Here is a 16,846-nt window from a genome sequence, read left to right as displayed (position 1 = left end):
TCACGGTAGTTTCAAAGGGTGGGCAGACGCCCGACTCAAGATTCACACCGTCCCTTGTAGGAGTGAGCCTGCTCGCGATAGCGGTAGATCAGTCGACATCAATGGTGAATGTCAGTCCGTCATCGCGAGCAGGCTCACTCCTACAGGGATTTGTGGTGGCTTCAAGGATCGGGTCAGCTCACCATTCAGCGACGTTCGATTGGCACGAACTTGCGCTGCTCAACGCCGATGTACTCGGCGCTTGGACGGATGATGCGGTTGTTGGCGCGCTGTTCGAACACGTGCGCGGCCCAGCCGGTCAGGCGCGAGCAGACGAAGATCGGCGTGAACAGCTTGGTCGGGATGCCCATGAAGTGGTACGCCGAGGCATGGTAGAAGTCGGCGTTGGGGAACAGTTTTTTCTGCTCCCACATGGTCTTGTCGATGGCTTCGGAGACCGGGAACAGCACCTTGTCACCGACTTCGTCGGCGAGTTTTTTCGACCAGCCCTTGATCACCTCGTTACGCGGATCGCTGTCCTTATAGATCGCGTGGCCGAAGCCCATGATCTTGTCCTTGCGCTCGAGCATGCCGAGGGTGCCTTTGATCGCCTCTTCCGGCGACGAGAAGCGCTCGATCATTTCCATTGCCGCCTCGTTGGCGCCGCCATGCAGCGGGCCACGCAGCGAACCGATAGCCGCAGTGACGCAGGAGTACAGGTCGGACAGGGTCGATGCGCAAACGCGAGCGGTAAACGTCGAGGCGTTGAATTCGTGCTCGGCGTAAAGGATCAGCGACACGTTCATCACTTTGACGTGCAGTTCGCTCGGCTTCTTGTCGTGCAACAAGTGCAGGAAGTGGCCGCCGATAGTCGGCTCGTCGCTAACGCAGTTGATGCGTTTGCCGTCGTGGCTGAAGCGATACCAGTAGCACATGATCGCCGGGAATGCGGCCAGCAGACGGTCAGTCTTGTCGCGCTGTTCGGAGAAGTCTTTCTCCGGCTCGAGGTTGCCGAGGAACGAGCAACCGGTGCGCATCACGTCCATCGGATGGGCGTCGGCGGGGATGCGTTCGAGCACTTCTTTCAGTGCTTGCGGCAGGTCGCGCAGCTTGCTCAGCTTTTGCTGGTAAGCGTCGAGTTGCGCCTGGGTCGGCAGTTCGCCGTACAGCAGCAGGTATGCCACTTCTTCGAACTGCGCGTCTGCTGCCAGTTCACGCACGTCGTAGCCGCGATAGGTCAGCCCGGCACCGGCCTGGCCCACGGTGGACAGTGCGGTTTGCCCGGCAACCTGGCCCCGGAGCCCGGCGCCACTGAGTACTTTTGCTTCGGCCATTGCTGTCTCCAATCTTCTTGAATTTGTAGGGGAAACGTGTGGGAGCGGGCTTGCTCGCGAAAGCGCTGGATCAGTCGACATCAATGTTGGATATCAGTCCGTCTTCGCGAGCAAGCCCGCTCCCACAGGGTTTAATTCAGCCTTTCTTCTGTGCAAACAACGCATCGAGCTTCTGCTCGAACGTGTGGTAATCGATGCGATCGTAAAGCTCCATGCGCGTCTGCATGGTGTCGATGACATTCTGCTGGGTGCCGTCGCGGCGGATCGCGGTGTAGACGTTTTCCGCTGCCTTGTTCATCGCGCGGAACGCCGACAACGGGTACAGCACCAGCGACACATCCGCCCCTGCAAGCTGCTCGGTGGTGTACAGCGGTGTCGAGCCGAACTCGGTGATGTTGGCGAGGATCGGCGCCTTTACCCGGTTGGCGAACAGCTTGTACATCTCCAGCTCGGTGATGGCTTCCGGGAAGATCATGTCGGCGCCGGCCTCGATGCACGCGGCGGCGCGATCCAGGGCCGATTCCAGACCTTCGACGGCCAGGGCGTCGGTGCGCGCCATGATCACGAAGCTGTCGTCGGTACGGGCATCGACGGCGGCTTTGATGCGGTCGACCATTTCCTGCTGGCTGACGATTTCCTTGTTCGGACGGTGGCCGCAACGCTTGGCGCCGACCTGGTCTTCGATGTGAATCGCCGCGGCGCCGAACTTGATCATCGACTTCACGGTGCGTGCCACGTTGAACGCCGACGAGCCGAAACCGGTGTCGACGTCCACCAGCAGCGGCAGGTCGCAGACGTCGGTGATGCGCCGCACGTCGGTGAGCACGTCATCCAGGCCGGTGATGCCCAGGTCCGGCACGCCGAGCGAGCCTGCGGCCACCCCGCCACCGGACAGGTAGATCGCCTTGAAACCGGCACGCTTGGCCAGCAGCGCGTGGTTGGCGTTGATCGCGCCGACCACCTGCAATGGATGCTCGCTGGCGACCGCATCGCGGAAACGCTGGCCTGGAGTGTTCTGCTTGGAACTCATGACTCACCTCGTTCAGTGGCTGTCTTATTGTCGGCGCCGTCCTGGTAGTGACGGGCGATGTTGCGTTTCGAGGCGCCGATGTGGCGGCGCATCAACAATTCCGCGAGCTCGCCGTCACGGTCGGCGATGGCATCGAGAATCCGGTGGTGTTCGGCGAAGGCCTGACGCGGGCGGTTGGGCGTGGTGGAAAACTGGATGCGGTACATGCGCACCAGTTGATACAGCTCGCCGCAGAGCATCTGGGTCAGCGTGCGGTTGCCGCTGCCCTGGATGATCCGGTAGTGAAAGTCGAAATCGCCTTCCTGCTGGTAATAGCCGACTCCGGCCTGGAACGCCGCGTCGCGCTCGTGGGTTTCCAGCACCCGGCGCAGTTCGTCGATTTCTTCGACGCTCATGCGCTCGGCCGCCAGCCGGCAAGCCATGCCTTCAAGGGATTCGCGGATTTCGTAGAGTTCGAGCAATTCGGCGTGGCTGAGCGACACCACCCGCGCGCCGACATGCGGTACGCGCACCAGCAGGCGTTGGCCTTCGAGCCGATGGATGGCCTCGCGCAGCGGCCCGCGACTGATGCCATAAGTGCGCGCCAGCTCGGGTTCGGAGATCTTGCTGCCTGGGGCGATCTCGCCTTTGACGATGGCCGCCTGGATGCGCCGGAAGACGTTTTCCGAGAGCGTCTCGGAATCCTCGCCGCTGATGACCGGGGGATCGAGTTGATCCAGCATGATTGTCGACACCTTCAAATCCAATGCAGCAAAAACTAGCCAATTAGCCGGCACCAGTCAAAGGATAAATGGATATTGTCGACAATCGTCTAATAAACCGAAAAGATCGCAGCCTTCGGCAGCTCCTACAGAATGTACGCGAATCCTTTGTAGGAGCTGCCGCAGGCTGCGATCTTTTGATCTTTTATAGACCGGCCCCAGCGCTGGCGCCATAAAACCACCGTGCTAGAATGCCGCCCGCATTTGCTGGCCATTTGTACGGCTTGTCATAAAAAGCTGATAGGCACACGAAGGAGCTTGCGCAGTATTGCCAGGAACCTGAACCGAAAACGGAACGCTGCGCACCAGGATTTATGAGACTCAAGCCCTTCCCCACATTTTTTGCGCTGTTTTGCCTGCCCGGCCTCGCCGCGGCGGGGGAAAAAACCGTGTACGGCCTCAACGAATACGCATCGCTTGACGGCATCAATCTGCAAGTCGCGGCCAAACTCGACACTGGCGCCAAGACCGCCTCACTGAGTGCCCGCGACATCAAACGCTTCAAACGCAACGGCGAGTCCTGGGTGCGTTTCTACCTGGCGATCGACGCGGCGCATTCGCACCCGATCGAGCGGCCGCTGGCCCGGGTCAGCAAGATCAAACGCCGCGCCGGCGACTACGACCCGGAAGAAGGTAAAAAGTACACCGCGCGCCCGGTGATCGAGCTGGATATCTGCATGGGCACGGCGTTGCGCAGCATCGAAGTGAACCTGACCGACCGAAGTGCGTTCCAATACCCGCTTTTGATCGGCTCCGAAGCGCTGAAACGCTTCGACGCGCTGGTCGACCCCAGTCTTAAATACGCTGCCGGCAAACCTGCCTGCACCATCGCCGCTCATACCGCCGAGTAATTTCCATGCGTTCTCTAACCTTCCACCTGAAAATCCTGATCACCATTCTGGTGCTCCTGGGCGTTTCGGTTACGGCCTATCAGATTTTCGTGCTCGGCATCCCGGTGACCGAAGACGCTACCGACGACTTGTGGAACATCGACGCCAAAGTCGAGTTCGTCGCCAGCACCAAGGACCCGGTGAAGGTCCAGATGTTCGTGCCGCCCCTGAGCCGCGATTACGTCAGCCTCAACGAAAGCTTTATCTCCAATAATTACGGCGTGGCGGTCAACCGTGTCGACGGCAACCGCAAGGTCACCTGGTCGGCGCGCCGGGCCAAGGGCAACCAGACCCTTTATTACCGTCTGGTGCTGACCAAGCGCTACACCGCGGAAAAATCCAAGATCAAAGGCCCGACCTTCCGCGACAGCATCGCCATCGAAGGCCCGGAAAAAATCGCCGCCGAAGCCCTGCTCGCGCCGATCCGCCAGCACTCGGCCGACGTCGAAACCTTCATCGGCGAAGCGATCAAACGCGTCAACAACGCCAACGATGACAACGTCAAACTGCTGCTGGCCGGCGACCCGTCGACGCCGCACAAGGCGAAGATCGTCGAACTGCTGCTGTCGATCGCTCACGTGCCGGTAGAAAAAGTCCACACCATCCGCCTCGTCGCCGATCAACCGCAAACCCCGGAACTGTGGCTGCGCAGTTTCAACGGCAACGACTGGCTGTACTTCAACCCGGAAACCGGCGAACAAGGCCTGCCGACCGACCGCCTGCTGTGGTGGACCGGTGATGAAAACCTGATCACCATCGAGGGCGCGAAGAAAGCCAACGTGACCTTCAGCCTGAACAACAGCGAGATGAACGCGATTCGTCTGGCCAAGCTGACTGACGAAAACACCGACGCCAACTTCCTCGAATACTCGCTGTATGGCCTGCCGCTGCAGACCCAGCAAACGTTCATGATCATGGTGATGATCCCGATCGGCGTGCTGGTGATCCTGATCCTGCGCAACCTGATCGGCCTGCAGACCCTCGGCACGTTCACCCCGGTACTGATCGCCCTGGCCTTCCGCGAAACGCAACTGGGCTTCGGCATCCTGCTGTTTACCGTAATCACCGCGCTGGGCCTGTCATTACGCTCGTATCTGGAACATTTGAAGCTGCAGATGCTGCCGCGCCTGTCGGTAGTGTTGACCTTCGTGGTGGTGCTGATTGCCGCCATCAGTCTGTTCAGCCATAAACTCGGCCTGGAGCGCGGTTTGTCGGTGGCGCTGTTCCCGATGGTGATTCTGACCATGACCATCGAACGCCTGTCGATCACCTGGGAAGAACGTGGCGCCAGCCATGCCATGAAAGTGGCGATCGGCACCCTGTTCGCCGCCTCGCTGGCACACCTGATCATGACCGTGCCGGAGCTGGTGTACTTCGTGTTCACCTTCCCGGCGATCCTGCTGATTCTGGTCGGTTTCATGCTGGCGATGGGGCGTTATCGCGGTTATCGCCTGACCGAACTGGTGCGCTTCAAGGCTTTCCTGAAGAAGGCTGACGCCTGATGTTCGGTTTCTGGAAGACCTGGAAGGCGCTGGAGGCGCGGGGCATCATGGGCATCAATCGGCGTAACGCCGACTACGTGCTCAAATACAACAAGCGCAGCCTGTACCCGATCGTCGATGACAAGATCATCACCAAGGAGCGCGCCATCGCTGCCGGCATTCATGTGCCGGAGCTGTACGGCGTGATCTCCACGGAGAAGGAAATCGACAAGCTCGACGCGATCATCGGCGGGCACAACGACTTCGTGATCAAGCCCGCCCAGGGCGCCGGCGGTGACGGCATCATCGTCATCGCCGACCGCTTCGAGGGCCGCTATCGCACGGTCTCGGGCAAGATCCTTGCCCATGAAGAACTCGAACACCACATCTCGAGCATCCTCACCGGCCTGTATTCGCTGGGCGGTCACCGCGACCGCGCACTGATCGAATACCGGGTGACTCCGGACCAGATCTTCAAGAGCATCAGCTACGAAGGCGTGCCGGACATCCGCATCATCGTGCTGATGGGCTATCCGGTGATGGCCATGCTGCGCCTGCCGACCCGTCAGTCCGGCGGCAAGGCCAACCTGCACCAGGGCGCCATCGGCGTCGGCGTCGACCTCGCCACCGGCCTGACCCTGCGCGGTACCTGGCTGAACAACATCATCAACAAACACCCCGACACCACCAACGCGGTGGACGGCGTGCAACTGCCCTACTGGGACGGCTTCATGAAGCTCGCGGCTGGCTGTTATGAGCTTTGCGGGCTGGGTTACATCGGTGTGGACATGGTGCTGGACCAGGAGAAAGGTCCGCTGATTCTCGAGCTGAATGCGCGACCGGGGCTGAATATCCAGATTGCCAACGATTGCGGGCTGACTCAGCGTACGCATGCGGTCGAGGCGCATCTGGAAGACCTGAAGGCGCGTGGGGTGACGGAGTCAGTTGAAGAACGGGTGGCGTTTACTCAGGAGATGTTTGGGCATATTCCGGCGGTCGAGGGCTGAAGCTGAAAAGCTGAAGAGCCCCTCACCCTAGCCCTCTCCCGGAGGGAGAGGGGACTGACCGTGTTGGATGCTCGAAGTACATCGACCTGCAAGTTCGAGTCGAACTCAGAACTTGAAAAGCATGAAGATCCGCCCCCTTTCCCCCTCGCCCCCTTGGGGGAGAGGGCTGGGGTGAGGGGGTAGCTTTTGATTTTGATCTGGCAGCCGAGAGGACTACAATCCCCACCCCGCCTCAATGGCCGATCTGCCCCGCCCATGTTGACCTGTTCCGTACACCCGCTGCCCTACCGCGCCAACCCCGCCGACTACTTCGCGGCCATCCGCCATGCGCCCGGCGCCGTGCTGCTCGACAGCGGCCGGCCGAGTGCCGACCGTGGCCGTTTTGACCTGCTCAGCGCCTGGCCGCTGGAACAACTGGCGGTGTTGCCCGACGAAAGCGGCAGCGTTTTCCTGCAACGCCTGCGCGATAATCTGAGCCGTCTGGGCGAGGCGCAGCTGCCTGGCGAATATGACCTGCCATTCGCCGGCGGCCTGATCGGCTATCTGAGCTACGACTTTGGCCGGCATCTGGAACACCTGCCGAGCCAGGCCCGGGATGATCTGCAACTGCCCGACGCGCGGTTCGGCCTGTACGACTGGGCGCTGATCAGCGACCACCAGACCGCCACCAGCCAACTGATATTTCACCCGTCACTGGCCGACAGCGAGCGGCAACGGCTGATCGCGCTGTTCAGCCAACCGACTTCAGCGCCGCTGACGCCGTTCAAGCTGGACACGCCGATGACCGCCGACCTGTCGGCCGATGACTATCGCCAGGCGCTGGAACGCATTCATCAATACATCCAGGCCGGCGACTGCTATCAGGTCAACTTCGCCCAGCGTTTCCGCGCACCGTGTCAGGGCGATCCGTGGCTGGCCTATTGCGCGTTGCGCGAGGCCTGCCCGACGCCGTTTTCCGGTTTCCAGAGCCTGCCCGACGGCGACGCAGTGTTGAGCCTGTCGCCCGAGCGCTTCGTCAAAGTCAGCCAACGCCAAGTGGAAACCCGCCCGATCAAGGGCACCCGCCCGCGTGGCCTGACGCCGGCCGAAGACGCCGCCAACGCCGCCCAACTGCTGGCCAGCCCCAAGGATCGCGCGGAAAACCTGATGATCGTCGACCTGCTGCGCAACGACCTCGGCCGCACCTGCCGGATTGGTTCGGTGCGAGTGCCAGAGCTGTTCAGCCTGGAAAGCTATCCGAATGTGCATCACCTGGTCAGCAGCGTGACCGGTGAACTGGCCGAGGATCGCGATGCGCTGGATCTGATTGCTGGCAGCTTCCCCGGCGGCTCGATCACCGGCGCACCGAAGATCCGTGCGATGCAGATCATCGACGAACTGGAACCGACCCGGCGCGGTTTGTATTGCGGTTCGTTGCTGTACCTGGACGTACGCGGCGAGATGGACAGTTCCATCGCGATTCGCAGTCTGTTGGTCAAGGATGGGCAGGTGTGCTGCTGGGGTGGTGGCGGGATCGTGGCCGATTCGGACTGGCAGGCGGAGTATCAGGAGTCGATTACCAAGGTCAGAATCCTCCTCGATACCCTGCAAAACCTATAACTTTTTGTGGCGAGGGAGCTTGCTCCCGCTGGAGTGCGAAGCGCTCCCCAAAATCTTACGACTGCTGCGCAGCCGAGCGGGAGCAAGCTCCCTCGCCACAATGTTGTAATTACAAACTCAAATCCCGGTTTGAGGCTTTGAGGAATTCCTGCTTCAACTCGACAAACGTATGCACCGCCGGAAACTGCGGGAACTCGCGAATCACGTTGTCCGGCGCATGAAACAGAATCCCCGCGTCCGCCTCGCCCAGCATGCTCGTGTCGTTATACGAATCTCCCGCCGCAATTACCCGGTAGTACAGGCTTTTGAACGCCAGCACCGACTGACGCTTGGGATCTTTCTGACGCAATTGATAGCTGGTCACTCGCCCGCTGTCGTCCGTGATCAGGCGATGGCAGAGCAAGGTCGGGAAGCCCAGTTGCCGCATCAGCGGCTGGGAGAATTCGTAGAAAGTGTCCGAGAGAATCACCACCTGAAAGCGCTCGCGCAGCCAGTCGACGAACTCCACCGCGCCGTCCAGCGGCTTGAGGGTGGCGATCACTTCCTGGATGTCCGAGAGCTTCAGGCCGTGCTCGTCGAGGATGCGCAGGCGCTGCTGCATCAGCACGTCGTAATCGGGAATGTCCCGGGTGGTGGCCTTGAGGGATTCGATTCCGGTTTTTTCGGCGAAGGCGATCCAGATTTCCGGCACCAGTACCCCTTCAAGATCCAGGCAAGCAATTTCCACAAGACACTCCCGTTTGTAGTGATTATTGAGTCGAGCGAGCCCGAACTCTAGCGACTCCCCCGCCACCGCGCAACGCAGCGGGCACACCCTACTCCGCCGCTTTTTGTTACCATCGCCGCCATATAGAGCGCCCAGCGCCACCGACCTGTAGGAAGCCGCCCTGATGAGCCCAACGTTCGATGTCGTGGAACTCGCCACGACCTATGCCAACAAATCCGCCCAAGACATCCTGAAACTCGCGTTCGCCGAGTTCGGTGACGAGCTGTGGATATCTTTCAGTGGTGCCGAGGATGTGGTGCTGGTGGACATGGCCTGGAAGCTGAACAAGAACGTCAAGGTGTTCAGCCTCGACACCGGCCGCCTGCATCCGGAAACCTATCGCTTCATCGATCAGGTGCGCGAGCACTACAAGATCGATATCGAACTGGTGTCGCCGGACTACACGAAGCTGGAACCGTTCGTGAAGGAAAAAGGCCTGTTCAGCTTCTATAAGGACGGCCATGGCGAATGCTGCGGCATCCGCAAGATCGAACCGCTGCGGCGCAAACTGTCCGGCGTCAAAGCCTGGGCCACCGGCCAGCGCCGCGACCAGAGCCCGGGCACCCGCAGCGCCGTGGCGGTGCTGGAGATCGACACCGCGTTCTCCACGCCCGAACGCACCCTGTACAAGTTCAACCCGCTGGCGCAGATGACCAGCGAAGAGATCTGGGGTTACATCCGCATGCTCGAACTGCCGTACAACAGCCTGCATGAACGCGGCTTCATCAGCATCGGCTGCGAACCGTGCACCCGCCCGGTGCTGCCGAACCAGCACGAGCGCGAAGGCCGCTGGTGGTGGGAAGAAGCGACGCAGAAAGAGTGCGGGCTGCATGCGGGGAATATCATCAGCAAGGCGTAAATCTCGCCCCAATGATGTCTCCCCCTGTGGAAGCGGGCTTGCTCGCGAAAGCGGTCTGTCAGTCAGCGAATTTGTTGACTGGGAAGATGCCTTCGCGAGCAAGCCCGCTCCCACATTTGCTTCGTGGTGCCATGAAAAAAATGTGTACACACGAATGTCACCATCGGTGCCATTTATGTGTGCACTTTTTGCTTTCACGCCCTGAAAAGTTACATCCCTGCTGAATTCCCCTGCGTTCTGCCACCTCCGCAAAATCCCTCGCAAAAAATAAATACCTGTTCAATCGGTCAATTTATAACCAATTATTTTCAAACACTTAGCGCTCATCGATAACTTTTCGAAATGAGCGCATCGCTGCATAGATCGCTGACTGGCACAGATCTGGCTTTGGTGCATACATGTTTTGTATACAAAACTGCAAAACATCAATCCACACTTTCGATCCGCAAGCCTGAAGCGCCCTATCCCGTACAGGCTGCAGATGCCCCGTAACCAGTGATGTCTGCTGGCCGCGACGAAGATTTGTCGAGCACTGAGCTCATGCACAGTCATCGCGGCCCCGCCCATCAGGAGCCTGCCGGAATGCGTACAAGTCTCTCCAACAACATCGCGCTGAATCTGCCCGCCTCTGCCCTCGACCAGCCATTGCCCGACGCGGGTCTGGCTCAACCGTTACAACTCAGCCCGCGCCTGCACAACAGCGACCTGGCACCGACCCGCGCCGAAGGTCGGCGCTGGGGCAAATACAGCATCTTCGCCCTGTGGACCAACGATGTGCACAACATCGCCAACTACTCGTTCGCCATCGGGCTGTATGCGTTGGGCCTGGGGGGCTGGCAGATTCTGCTGTCGCTGGGGATCGGCGCGGCGCTGGTGTACTTCTTCATGAACCTGTCCGGCTACATGGGGCAGAAAACCGGGGTGCCGTTTCCGGTGATCAGCCGGATCAGTTTCGGCATCCACGGCGCGCAGATTCCGGCGTTGATTCGCGCGGTGATCGCCATCGCCTGGTTCGGCATTCAGACGTATCTGGCGTCGGTGGTGTTTCGCGTGCTGCTGACGGCGATTCACCCCGGTTTCGCCGATTACGACCACAACTCGATTCTCGGCCTGTCGACGCTGGGCTGGGTGTGCTTCGTAGCGATCTGGTTCGTGCAGCTGGCGATTCTCGCCTACGGCATGGAAATGGTTCGCCGTTACGAGGCTTTTGCCGGCCCGGTGATTCTGCTGACCGTCGCCGCCCTCGCCGCGTGGATGTACACCCAGGCCAACGCGACCATTGCCTGGTCGATCCGCGAACCGCTGAGCGGTGGCGAAATGTGGCGCAACATCTTTGCCGGCGGCGCCTTGTGGCTGGCGATCTACGGCACGCTGATCCTGAATTTCTGTGACTTTGCGCGTTCTTCGCCGTGCCGCAAGACCATCAAGGTCGGCAATTTCTGGGGCCTGCCGGTGAACATACTGGTATTCGCCGCCATCACCGTCCTGCTCTGCGGTGCGCAATTTCAGATCAACGGGCGGATCATCGAAAGCCCGACCGAAATCATCGCTTCGATCCCCAACACGTTTTTCCTGGTACTGGGTTGCCTGGCGTTCCTGATCGTCACCGTGGCGGTGAACATCATGGCCAACTTCGTCGCCCCGGCGTTCGTCCTCAGCAACCTGGCGCCGAAGTACCTGACCTTCCGCCGCGCCGGGCTGATCAGCGCGACCATCGCCGTGCTGATCCTGCCGTGGAACCTCTACAACAGCCCGCTGGTGATCGTGTACTTCCTCTCCGGCCTCGGCGCCCTGCTCGGCCCGCTGTACGGGGTGATCATGGTCGACTACTGGCTGATCCGCAGAGGCCGGATCAACGTCCCGCAGTTGTACAGCGAAGACCCCAACGGCGCCTATTACTACAGCCGTGGAGTGAATTTCCGCGCGGTGGCGGCGTTCATTCCGGCAGCGTTGATCGCCATTGTCCTGGCGCTGGTGCCGGGCTTCCACAGCATCTCGCCGTTCTCCTGGCTGGTGGGCGCCGGCATTGCCGCGATGCTCTACCTGATCATCGCCAAACGTCAGCCGCACTACGCCGACATCAGCGGCGAATCGATCGCCGTCGACAACGTCAGCCATTAACTTCCTTGTGGCCCGGATTTGGGCCGCTGAACTGCCCGCAATAAGGACTTCCCATGCGTATTCTTGTGGTCAACGTCAACACCACCGAATCCATCACCCAGGCCATCGCCCGCTCGGCGCAGGCCGTCGCGTCTCCCGGCACGGAAATCGTCGGCCTCACGCCGTTCTTCGGCGCCGACTCGGTGGAAGGCAATTTCGAAAGTTACCTGGCGGCCATCGCCGTGATGGACCGGGTGATGTCCTACGACCAACCGTTCGACGCGGTGATTCAGGCCGGTTACGGCGAGCATGGTCGCGAAGGTTTGCAGGAACTGCTCAACGTGCCAGTGGTGGACATCACCGACGCCGCCGCCAGTACCGCGATGTTTCTCGGTCACGCCTATTCGGTGGTGACCACGCTGGATCGCACCGTGCCGCTGATCGAGGACCGGCTGAAACTCTCGGGCCTGTGGGATCGCTGTGCCTCGGTGCGGGCCAGTGGTCTTGCGGTGCTGGAGCTGGAGCACGAACCACAGCGCGCACTGGAAGCCATCGTGCAACAAGCGGAACTGGCGGTGACTCAGGACAAGGCCGAGGTGATTTGCCTGGGCTGCGGCGGCATGGCCGGGCTGGATGAACAGATTCGTCGCCGCACCGGGGTGCCGGTGGTGGATGGCGTGACGGCGGCGGTGACCATTGCTGAATCGCTGGTGCGGCTGGGGTTGTCGACGTCCAAGGTACGGACTTACGCGACACCACGGCCGAAGCAGATTATTGGCTGGGCGGAGCGGTTTGCTCGCTGAGTTCACAGACGAATACCGAGTAGTATCCTTCGCGAGCAAGCCCGCTCCCACATTGGATTTGTGAACGCCACAGATCCAATGTGGGAGCGGGCTTGCTCGCGAATGGGTCAACTCGGTGCCACGTCTTGCTCAGAAAGCACTGAACCGCCGAGCCAACCCCTGCTGCGCAAATTGCTCAATCACAAAATCGACAAACGCCCGAGTCTTGCCCGGCAACAATTTATGCTCGGCGTAGTAGATCGAAATGTTGCCGTCATCGATGTACCAGTCCGGCAGCACCCGTTGCAACGTGCCCGCCTCGAGGTAACCCACGGCAAACGGCATGCTGACCAGCGCGATGCCCAGCCCTTGTGCTGCCGTAGCGCAGGCGGCTTCGGAGTCGCTCATGGTCATTCGCGTCTTGAGGGTCAAGGGCTGACAGAGCTGACTGCCGCCACTGATCAACTGCCAGGAGCGCACCCGACCGGTTTGCGGCGAACGAATCAGGATGCCATCGTGACGTTGCAGGTCATCCGGTTCGGCGATGGCTTCGTGCCTTTGCAGATACTCAGCAGATGCGACCAACACACGATGCGCGGGTGCCAATCTGCGTGCGACCACGCCTTGGGGCAATTCAAAGCCGCCGCCAATCGCCGCATCGAAACCCTGCCCAATCAAATCGACCTGACGGTTATCAAAATGCCAGTCAGGGTTGATCGCCGGAAACCGACGTAAAAATTCTTGCAGCAATGGCACGATGTACAAGCGCCCGAATACCGTGCCCATGCTGACTTTCAACGTTCCCGCCGGCAGCCCTTCCACACTCGACAGATTGGCCACCGCATTCTGAATCGTCGTCAGACTGCCACTGACCTGACTCAAAAACAGCTGACCGGCCTCGGTCAGGGTCAGGCTGCGTGTACTACGCTGGAACAGCCGTACACCGAGCCGCACCTCGAGCTTCGCCACACTCTTGCCGACGGCGGCCGGGGTCAGGCTCAAGCGCCGGGCGGCTTCGGCAAAGCTGCCGACTTCGGCGCTGCGCACGAAGCATTCGATGCTGCTGAAAGTTTCCATGATCGCCACTATAAACTTCTGGTTTACACAGACTATAGCAATCATGGTCTACACGGTTGTCGATGCGAGGCCGATACTCGGCTCCAACAACAAGGCACCCCGCCTTGAATTTTCTGGAGATCGAACATGACCACTCAACACCTCAGCGGCAAAGTCGCTCTGATTCAAGGCGGTTCCCGTGGTATCGGCGCCGCCATCGTCAAACGCTTGGCCGCTGAAGGCGCCGCTGTCGCATTCACCTACGTCAGCTCCACCGCCAAGGCCGAAGAGTTGCAGAACAGCATCACCGCCAGCGGCGGCAAAGCCTTGGCGATCAAGGCCGACAGCGCCGATGAAGCCGCAATCCGCAATGCCGTCAGCGCCACCGTCGAAGCCTTTGGCCGCCTGGATATTCTGGTGAACAACGCCGGCGTCCTGGCCATCGCGCCGCTGGAAGACTTCAAACTCGAAGACTTCGACCAGACCCTGGCGATCAACGTGCGCAGCGTGTTCATCGCTTCTCAGGAAGCCGCCAAGCACATGGGCGAAGGCTCACGCATCGTCAACATCGGCAGCACCAACGCCGACCGCATGCCCTTCGGCGGTGGCGGGGTGTACGCGATGAGCAAATCGGCACTGGTCGGCCTGACCAAAGGCCTGGCCCGTGATCTGGGCCCGCGCGGCATCACCATCAACAACGTGCAGCCCGGCCCGGTCGACACTGACATGAACCCGGCCCATGGCGATTTCGCCGAGAGCCTGATCCCGCTGATGGCCGTCGGTCGTTACGGCACCGCCGATGAAATCGCCGGTTTCGTCGCTTATCTGGTCGGCCCGGAAGCCGGTTACATCACCGGTGCCAGCCTGACCATCGACGGTGGTTTTGGCGCCTGATTGCGCTGAATCCCGGAAACAAAAAACGCCGCGCCTCCTTACAGAGGGCGGCGTTTTTTTCGGCGCTTATCGGCAGATCAAGCCCACTCCAGCGTCGGCAAACCGCAGGCACTCGGGGTGAACGCCTTGAGCGTGCGCAGAATCCCGTCGGCATGCGCGTATTTTTCATCGGCCATGGCTGCATCCGGAATCGCAATGGCGGTCATCCCCGCCGCTTTGGCTGCTGTGACGCCAAACGGCGAATCCTCGAACACCAGACAATCTTCAGGTGCAACACCCAGACGCCGGGCAGCGGTGAGGAAGATGTCCGGCGCCGGTTTCGCCGCGCCGACTTCCGGGTCATCCGCCGTGACGATGAAATCGAACAGCGCAAACCAGTCACGGTGCAAGGTGGTTTTCTGGCCGAACGACTGCCGCGACGAACTGGTGCCCACGGCGATCGGAATGTTGTGCGCCTTGAGGTGGCGAATCAGCTCCTCCGCGCCGGGCATCGCCTGGGCCTTGGGAAAGCGTTCACGCATCAGCGGCTCGCGGATCAGCAGAAACTCTTCGGCGCTGATCGGCAGATCCAGCGCCTGCACCACGTAGTTCGCCAGGTCATTGGCGCCACGACCGATGATGTTCTGTTTAACACTCCAGTCGAAGGTCCGCCCGTAACGCTCGGCAATGAGCGAGGTGACCTCGGTGTAGATACCTTCGGTGTCCAGCAGCAAACCGTCCATGTCGAAAATCACGGCCTTGATCGGGCCAAACGTCTTCATCGGTGCATTCATCATCGGATCCGTTATCAAAAACATCCCGGGCGGCCCAAACGGCGCCGCTACGCGGATCTGATTAATGGGTTCAGCAGCATAGCGAGGCCAGCGGACATTGAGCAACGGGCAATGTTTACGGGCGGTGGAATGACTCGCTGACATTTAGCGAAATGCCCTACAGATAACGCCTACTTTCCCGACTTCTTTCCATGTTGATCCCCCGCAAAGTCCGCGCACCTCTTTCATGTGCGCGAGTGCTTGCGAATGTTCCAAACCGATCGGCTCCTGGCCCTGAACAACAGCATCGGCCTGCTGGTGGTTGCCGCCCTGAACCCGCAACACCCGGACTTCGAAACGCTGATCCGCGAGTTCCGCCTGTGCCTGAACAACTACGAGGCCTGGGCCGAGCAGCTCTGGACGGGTACGGCACTGGATGTCGAGCAGGTGTTCAAGGTCGGCGACGACGTGCACCTCAGCGCTCCGGTCAAATCCCGCCAGCCGATCCAGACCCCGGTGGTCATGTGCCCCGCGAGCGGCCCGTTGACCCTGGTGCACCTGTTCGAGGCGGCGCGGTTCGTACCGATCGGCGATACCCCGGTGATGCTGGAACCGGTGATCGGCGAAATCGACGGGGTATTGAGTTTCGGTGAACCACTGCGCCATACCATCGGCCCGAGCGGCATTCTGGAAGTCAGCGACTGCGACCGGGGCCAGCGTTACCGCATCACCTTCTTTCCTGATGTTTCCACCGACCATATCCAAGCGCTGTACGCCTCCTATGAAGAGATTCTGGACGGGATGGAGGTCTGGCTTCGCCAGGAGTGGGACGGGTTTCAGCCGCTGTGGGCGGAGTTTTCCGGCGCCGGTTTGGCTGATCGTTACCAGCAGTTGCAACAGGCCGACTGGCGCGGTTTCGAGAAAGCCCTGCACGACATCTGGGATGACGTTAAACAGCTGTTTGCCCTGCTCGCCGACCTGCAGGCCAACAGCGAAAAACTCCTGCAGTACCTGAGCGATGTCGAGCTGCAAGCGCTACTCGACGCCTCCAGCGAGGCTATCGCCAATGGCTTGCTGATCCTTAGTGACGAGCCGTTGCTGTTTATCCATCTGGCAGCGTTCACCAGTTGGCTGAAGATGCTGCCGCCGCAGTATCTGGCAGAAGTAGTGGCCGAAGTCCGGGTCGAGTTGTTGATCAGTTTTCTGCTGATGCGCGTTTCCGGCGGCGTTGGCGTGCCCGTGCGACTGAGCAGCAAGGTGCTGAGCAAGATCAAGTCGCCCCGGGCGCGGCAATGGCTGGCCGCATCGGCGTTGCGCCTGAGCGAACTGACCTCCACTGCGGATCTGAGCAAGCACGCGGGCGCGTTGAAGCCATTGATGGTCAATGCACGCAATGTGTCTTTGAAGCCGACACCCGCGATCCCTCTGAACATTCGCCAGGCCGACTCGGTCGTGCTGAGTGTTCCGAATCCGGCGCCGATGGCGCGGGAAAAGTCGCGGAACACCACCCGGATGGAGCGTCACGAACCCCGCGACGATGCTTCGAACCAGGCCAA

14 protein-coding genes and 1 pseudogene are annotated in these 16,846 nt (G+C 60.6%); 9 read left to right on the top strand and 6 right to left on the bottom strand.

Annotated elements, in window-relative coordinates:
• Positions 1-185: 185 nt before the first annotated feature.
• The 3 genes from prpC to ACOYXI_RS00400 all read right to left on the bottom strand — a co-directional run bounded on the left by prpC (position 186) and on the right by ACOYXI_RS00400 (position 3,062).
• Positions 186-1,313: a bifunctional 2-methylcitrate synthase/citrate synthase gene (prpC, locus tag ACOYXI_RS00410; protein WP_003223270.1), complete on the bottom strand. Its 1,128-nt coding sequence runs from the start codon at positions 1,311-1,313 to the stop codon at positions 186-188.
• Positions 1,314-1,449: 136 nt separating this feature from the next.
• Positions 1,450-2,343, bottom strand: a complete 894-nt coding sequence (prpB, locus tag ACOYXI_RS00405) for a methylisocitrate lyase (RefSeq protein WP_007960897.1) — start codon at positions 2,341-2,343, stop codon at positions 1,450-1,452.
• Positions 2,340-3,062, bottom strand: a complete 723-nt coding sequence (locus tag ACOYXI_RS00400) for a GntR family transcriptional regulator (RefSeq protein ID WP_177416209.1) — start codon at positions 3,060-3,062, stop codon at positions 2,340-2,342. Before ACOYXI_RS00400 ends, prpB begins: the two co-directional genes overlap by 4 nt.
• A 356-nt stretch (positions 3,063-3,418) precedes the next feature.
• Between ACOYXI_RS00400 and rloA the strand changes: the two genes are divergently transcribed.
• From rloA to pabB, 4 genes are all read left to right on the top strand, one after another.
• On the top strand, positions 3,419-3,955 hold the full coding sequence (rloA, locus tag ACOYXI_RS00395; RefSeq protein ID WP_025110318.1) for a retropepsin-like aspartic peptidase RloA: 537 nt from the start codon (positions 3,419-3,421) through the stop codon (positions 3,953-3,955).
• Between the two features lie 5 nt (positions 3,956-3,960).
• Positions 3,961-5,496 (top strand): osmotic stress tolerance membrane protein RloB, encoded by a 1,536-nt coding sequence (gene rloB / locus ACOYXI_RS00390; protein WP_007960894.1) that lies wholly within the window; start codon positions 3,961-3,963, stop codon positions 5,494-5,496.
• Positions 5,496-6,482, top strand: coding sequence for an alpha-L-glutamate ligase-like protein (locus ACOYXI_RS00385; protein WP_098967945.1), 987 nt, complete (start codon positions 5,496-5,498; stop codon positions 6,480-6,482). The genes rloB and ACOYXI_RS00385 overlap by 1 nt, the downstream gene beginning before the upstream one ends.
• Before the next feature lie 255 nt (positions 6,483-6,737).
• Positions 6,738-8,081 carry an aminodeoxychorismate synthase component I gene (pabB, locus tag ACOYXI_RS00380; protein ID WP_135295290.1) on the top strand — a complete coding sequence of 448 codons (1,344 nt, stop codon included), beginning with the start codon at positions 6,738-6,740 and terminating at the stop codon, positions 8,079-8,081.
• Between the two features lie 109 nt (positions 8,082-8,190).
• Here the strand turns inward: pabB and thrH are convergent, their stop codons facing one another.
• Positions 8,191-8,808, bottom strand: coding sequence for a bifunctional phosphoserine phosphatase/homoserine phosphotransferase ThrH (gene thrH / locus ACOYXI_RS00375; protein WP_098967943.1), 618 nt, complete (start codon positions 8,806-8,808; stop codon positions 8,191-8,193).
• Positions 8,809-8,971: 163 nt separating this feature from the next.
• On the opposite strand from thrH, the gene ACOYXI_RS00370 reads away from it, so the two are divergent.
• The 3 genes from ACOYXI_RS00370 (at position 8,972) to ACOYXI_RS00360 (ending at position 12,609) form a co-directional block, all read left to right on the top strand.
• Positions 8,972-9,706 (top strand): phosphoadenylyl-sulfate reductase, encoded by a 735-nt coding sequence (locus ACOYXI_RS00370; RefSeq protein ID WP_003223260.1) that lies wholly within the window; start codon positions 8,972-8,974, stop codon positions 9,704-9,706.
• 582 nt (positions 9,707-10,288) lie between these two features.
• Positions 10,289-11,827, top strand: coding sequence for an NCS1 family nucleobase:cation symporter-1 (locus ACOYXI_RS00365; protein ID WP_247269733.1), 1,539 nt, complete (start codon positions 10,289-10,291; stop codon positions 11,825-11,827).
• A gap of 53 nt (positions 11,828-11,880) precedes the next feature.
• Positions 11,881-12,609 (top strand): aspartate/glutamate racemase family protein, encoded by a 729-nt coding sequence (locus tag ACOYXI_RS00360; RefSeq protein WP_027613303.1) that lies wholly within the window; start codon positions 11,881-11,883, stop codon positions 12,607-12,609.
• 129 nt (positions 12,610-12,738) lie between these two features.
• Here ACOYXI_RS00360 and ACOYXI_RS00355 read toward each other — a convergent pair whose 3' ends face one another.
• On the bottom strand, positions 12,739-13,665 hold the full coding sequence (locus ACOYXI_RS00355; protein ID WP_282413683.1) for a LysR family transcriptional regulator: 927 nt from the start codon (positions 13,663-13,665) through the stop codon (positions 12,739-12,741).
• A 126-nt stretch (positions 13,666-13,791) separates the two neighbouring features.
• On the opposite strand from ACOYXI_RS00355, the gene ACOYXI_RS00350 reads away from it, so the two are divergent.
• Positions 13,792-14,538 carry a 3-oxoacyl-ACP reductase family protein gene (locus tag ACOYXI_RS00350; RefSeq protein ID WP_027613305.1) on the top strand — a complete coding sequence of 249 codons (747 nt, stop codon included), beginning with the start codon at positions 13,792-13,794 and terminating at the stop codon, positions 14,536-14,538.
• A 77-nt stretch (positions 14,539-14,615) separates the two neighbouring features.
• On the opposite strand, the gene ACOYXI_RS00345 is transcribed toward ACOYXI_RS00350, so the two are convergent.
• Positions 14,616-15,311, bottom strand: coding sequence for an HAD-IA family hydrolase (locus ACOYXI_RS00345; protein WP_461674109.1), 696 nt, complete (start codon positions 15,309-15,311; stop codon positions 14,616-14,618).
• Positions 15,312-15,557: 246 nt separating this feature from the next.
• On the opposite strand from ACOYXI_RS00345, the pseudogene ACOYXI_RS00340 reads away from it, so the two are divergent.
• Positions 15,558-16,846, top strand: a pseudogene (locus ACOYXI_RS00340) (type IV secretion protein Rhs); the annotation flags it as partial.

Source organism: Pseudomonas sp. G3-19 (assembly GCF_054855875.1).
This window is presented reverse-complemented; position numbering and strand designations above follow the sequence as displayed.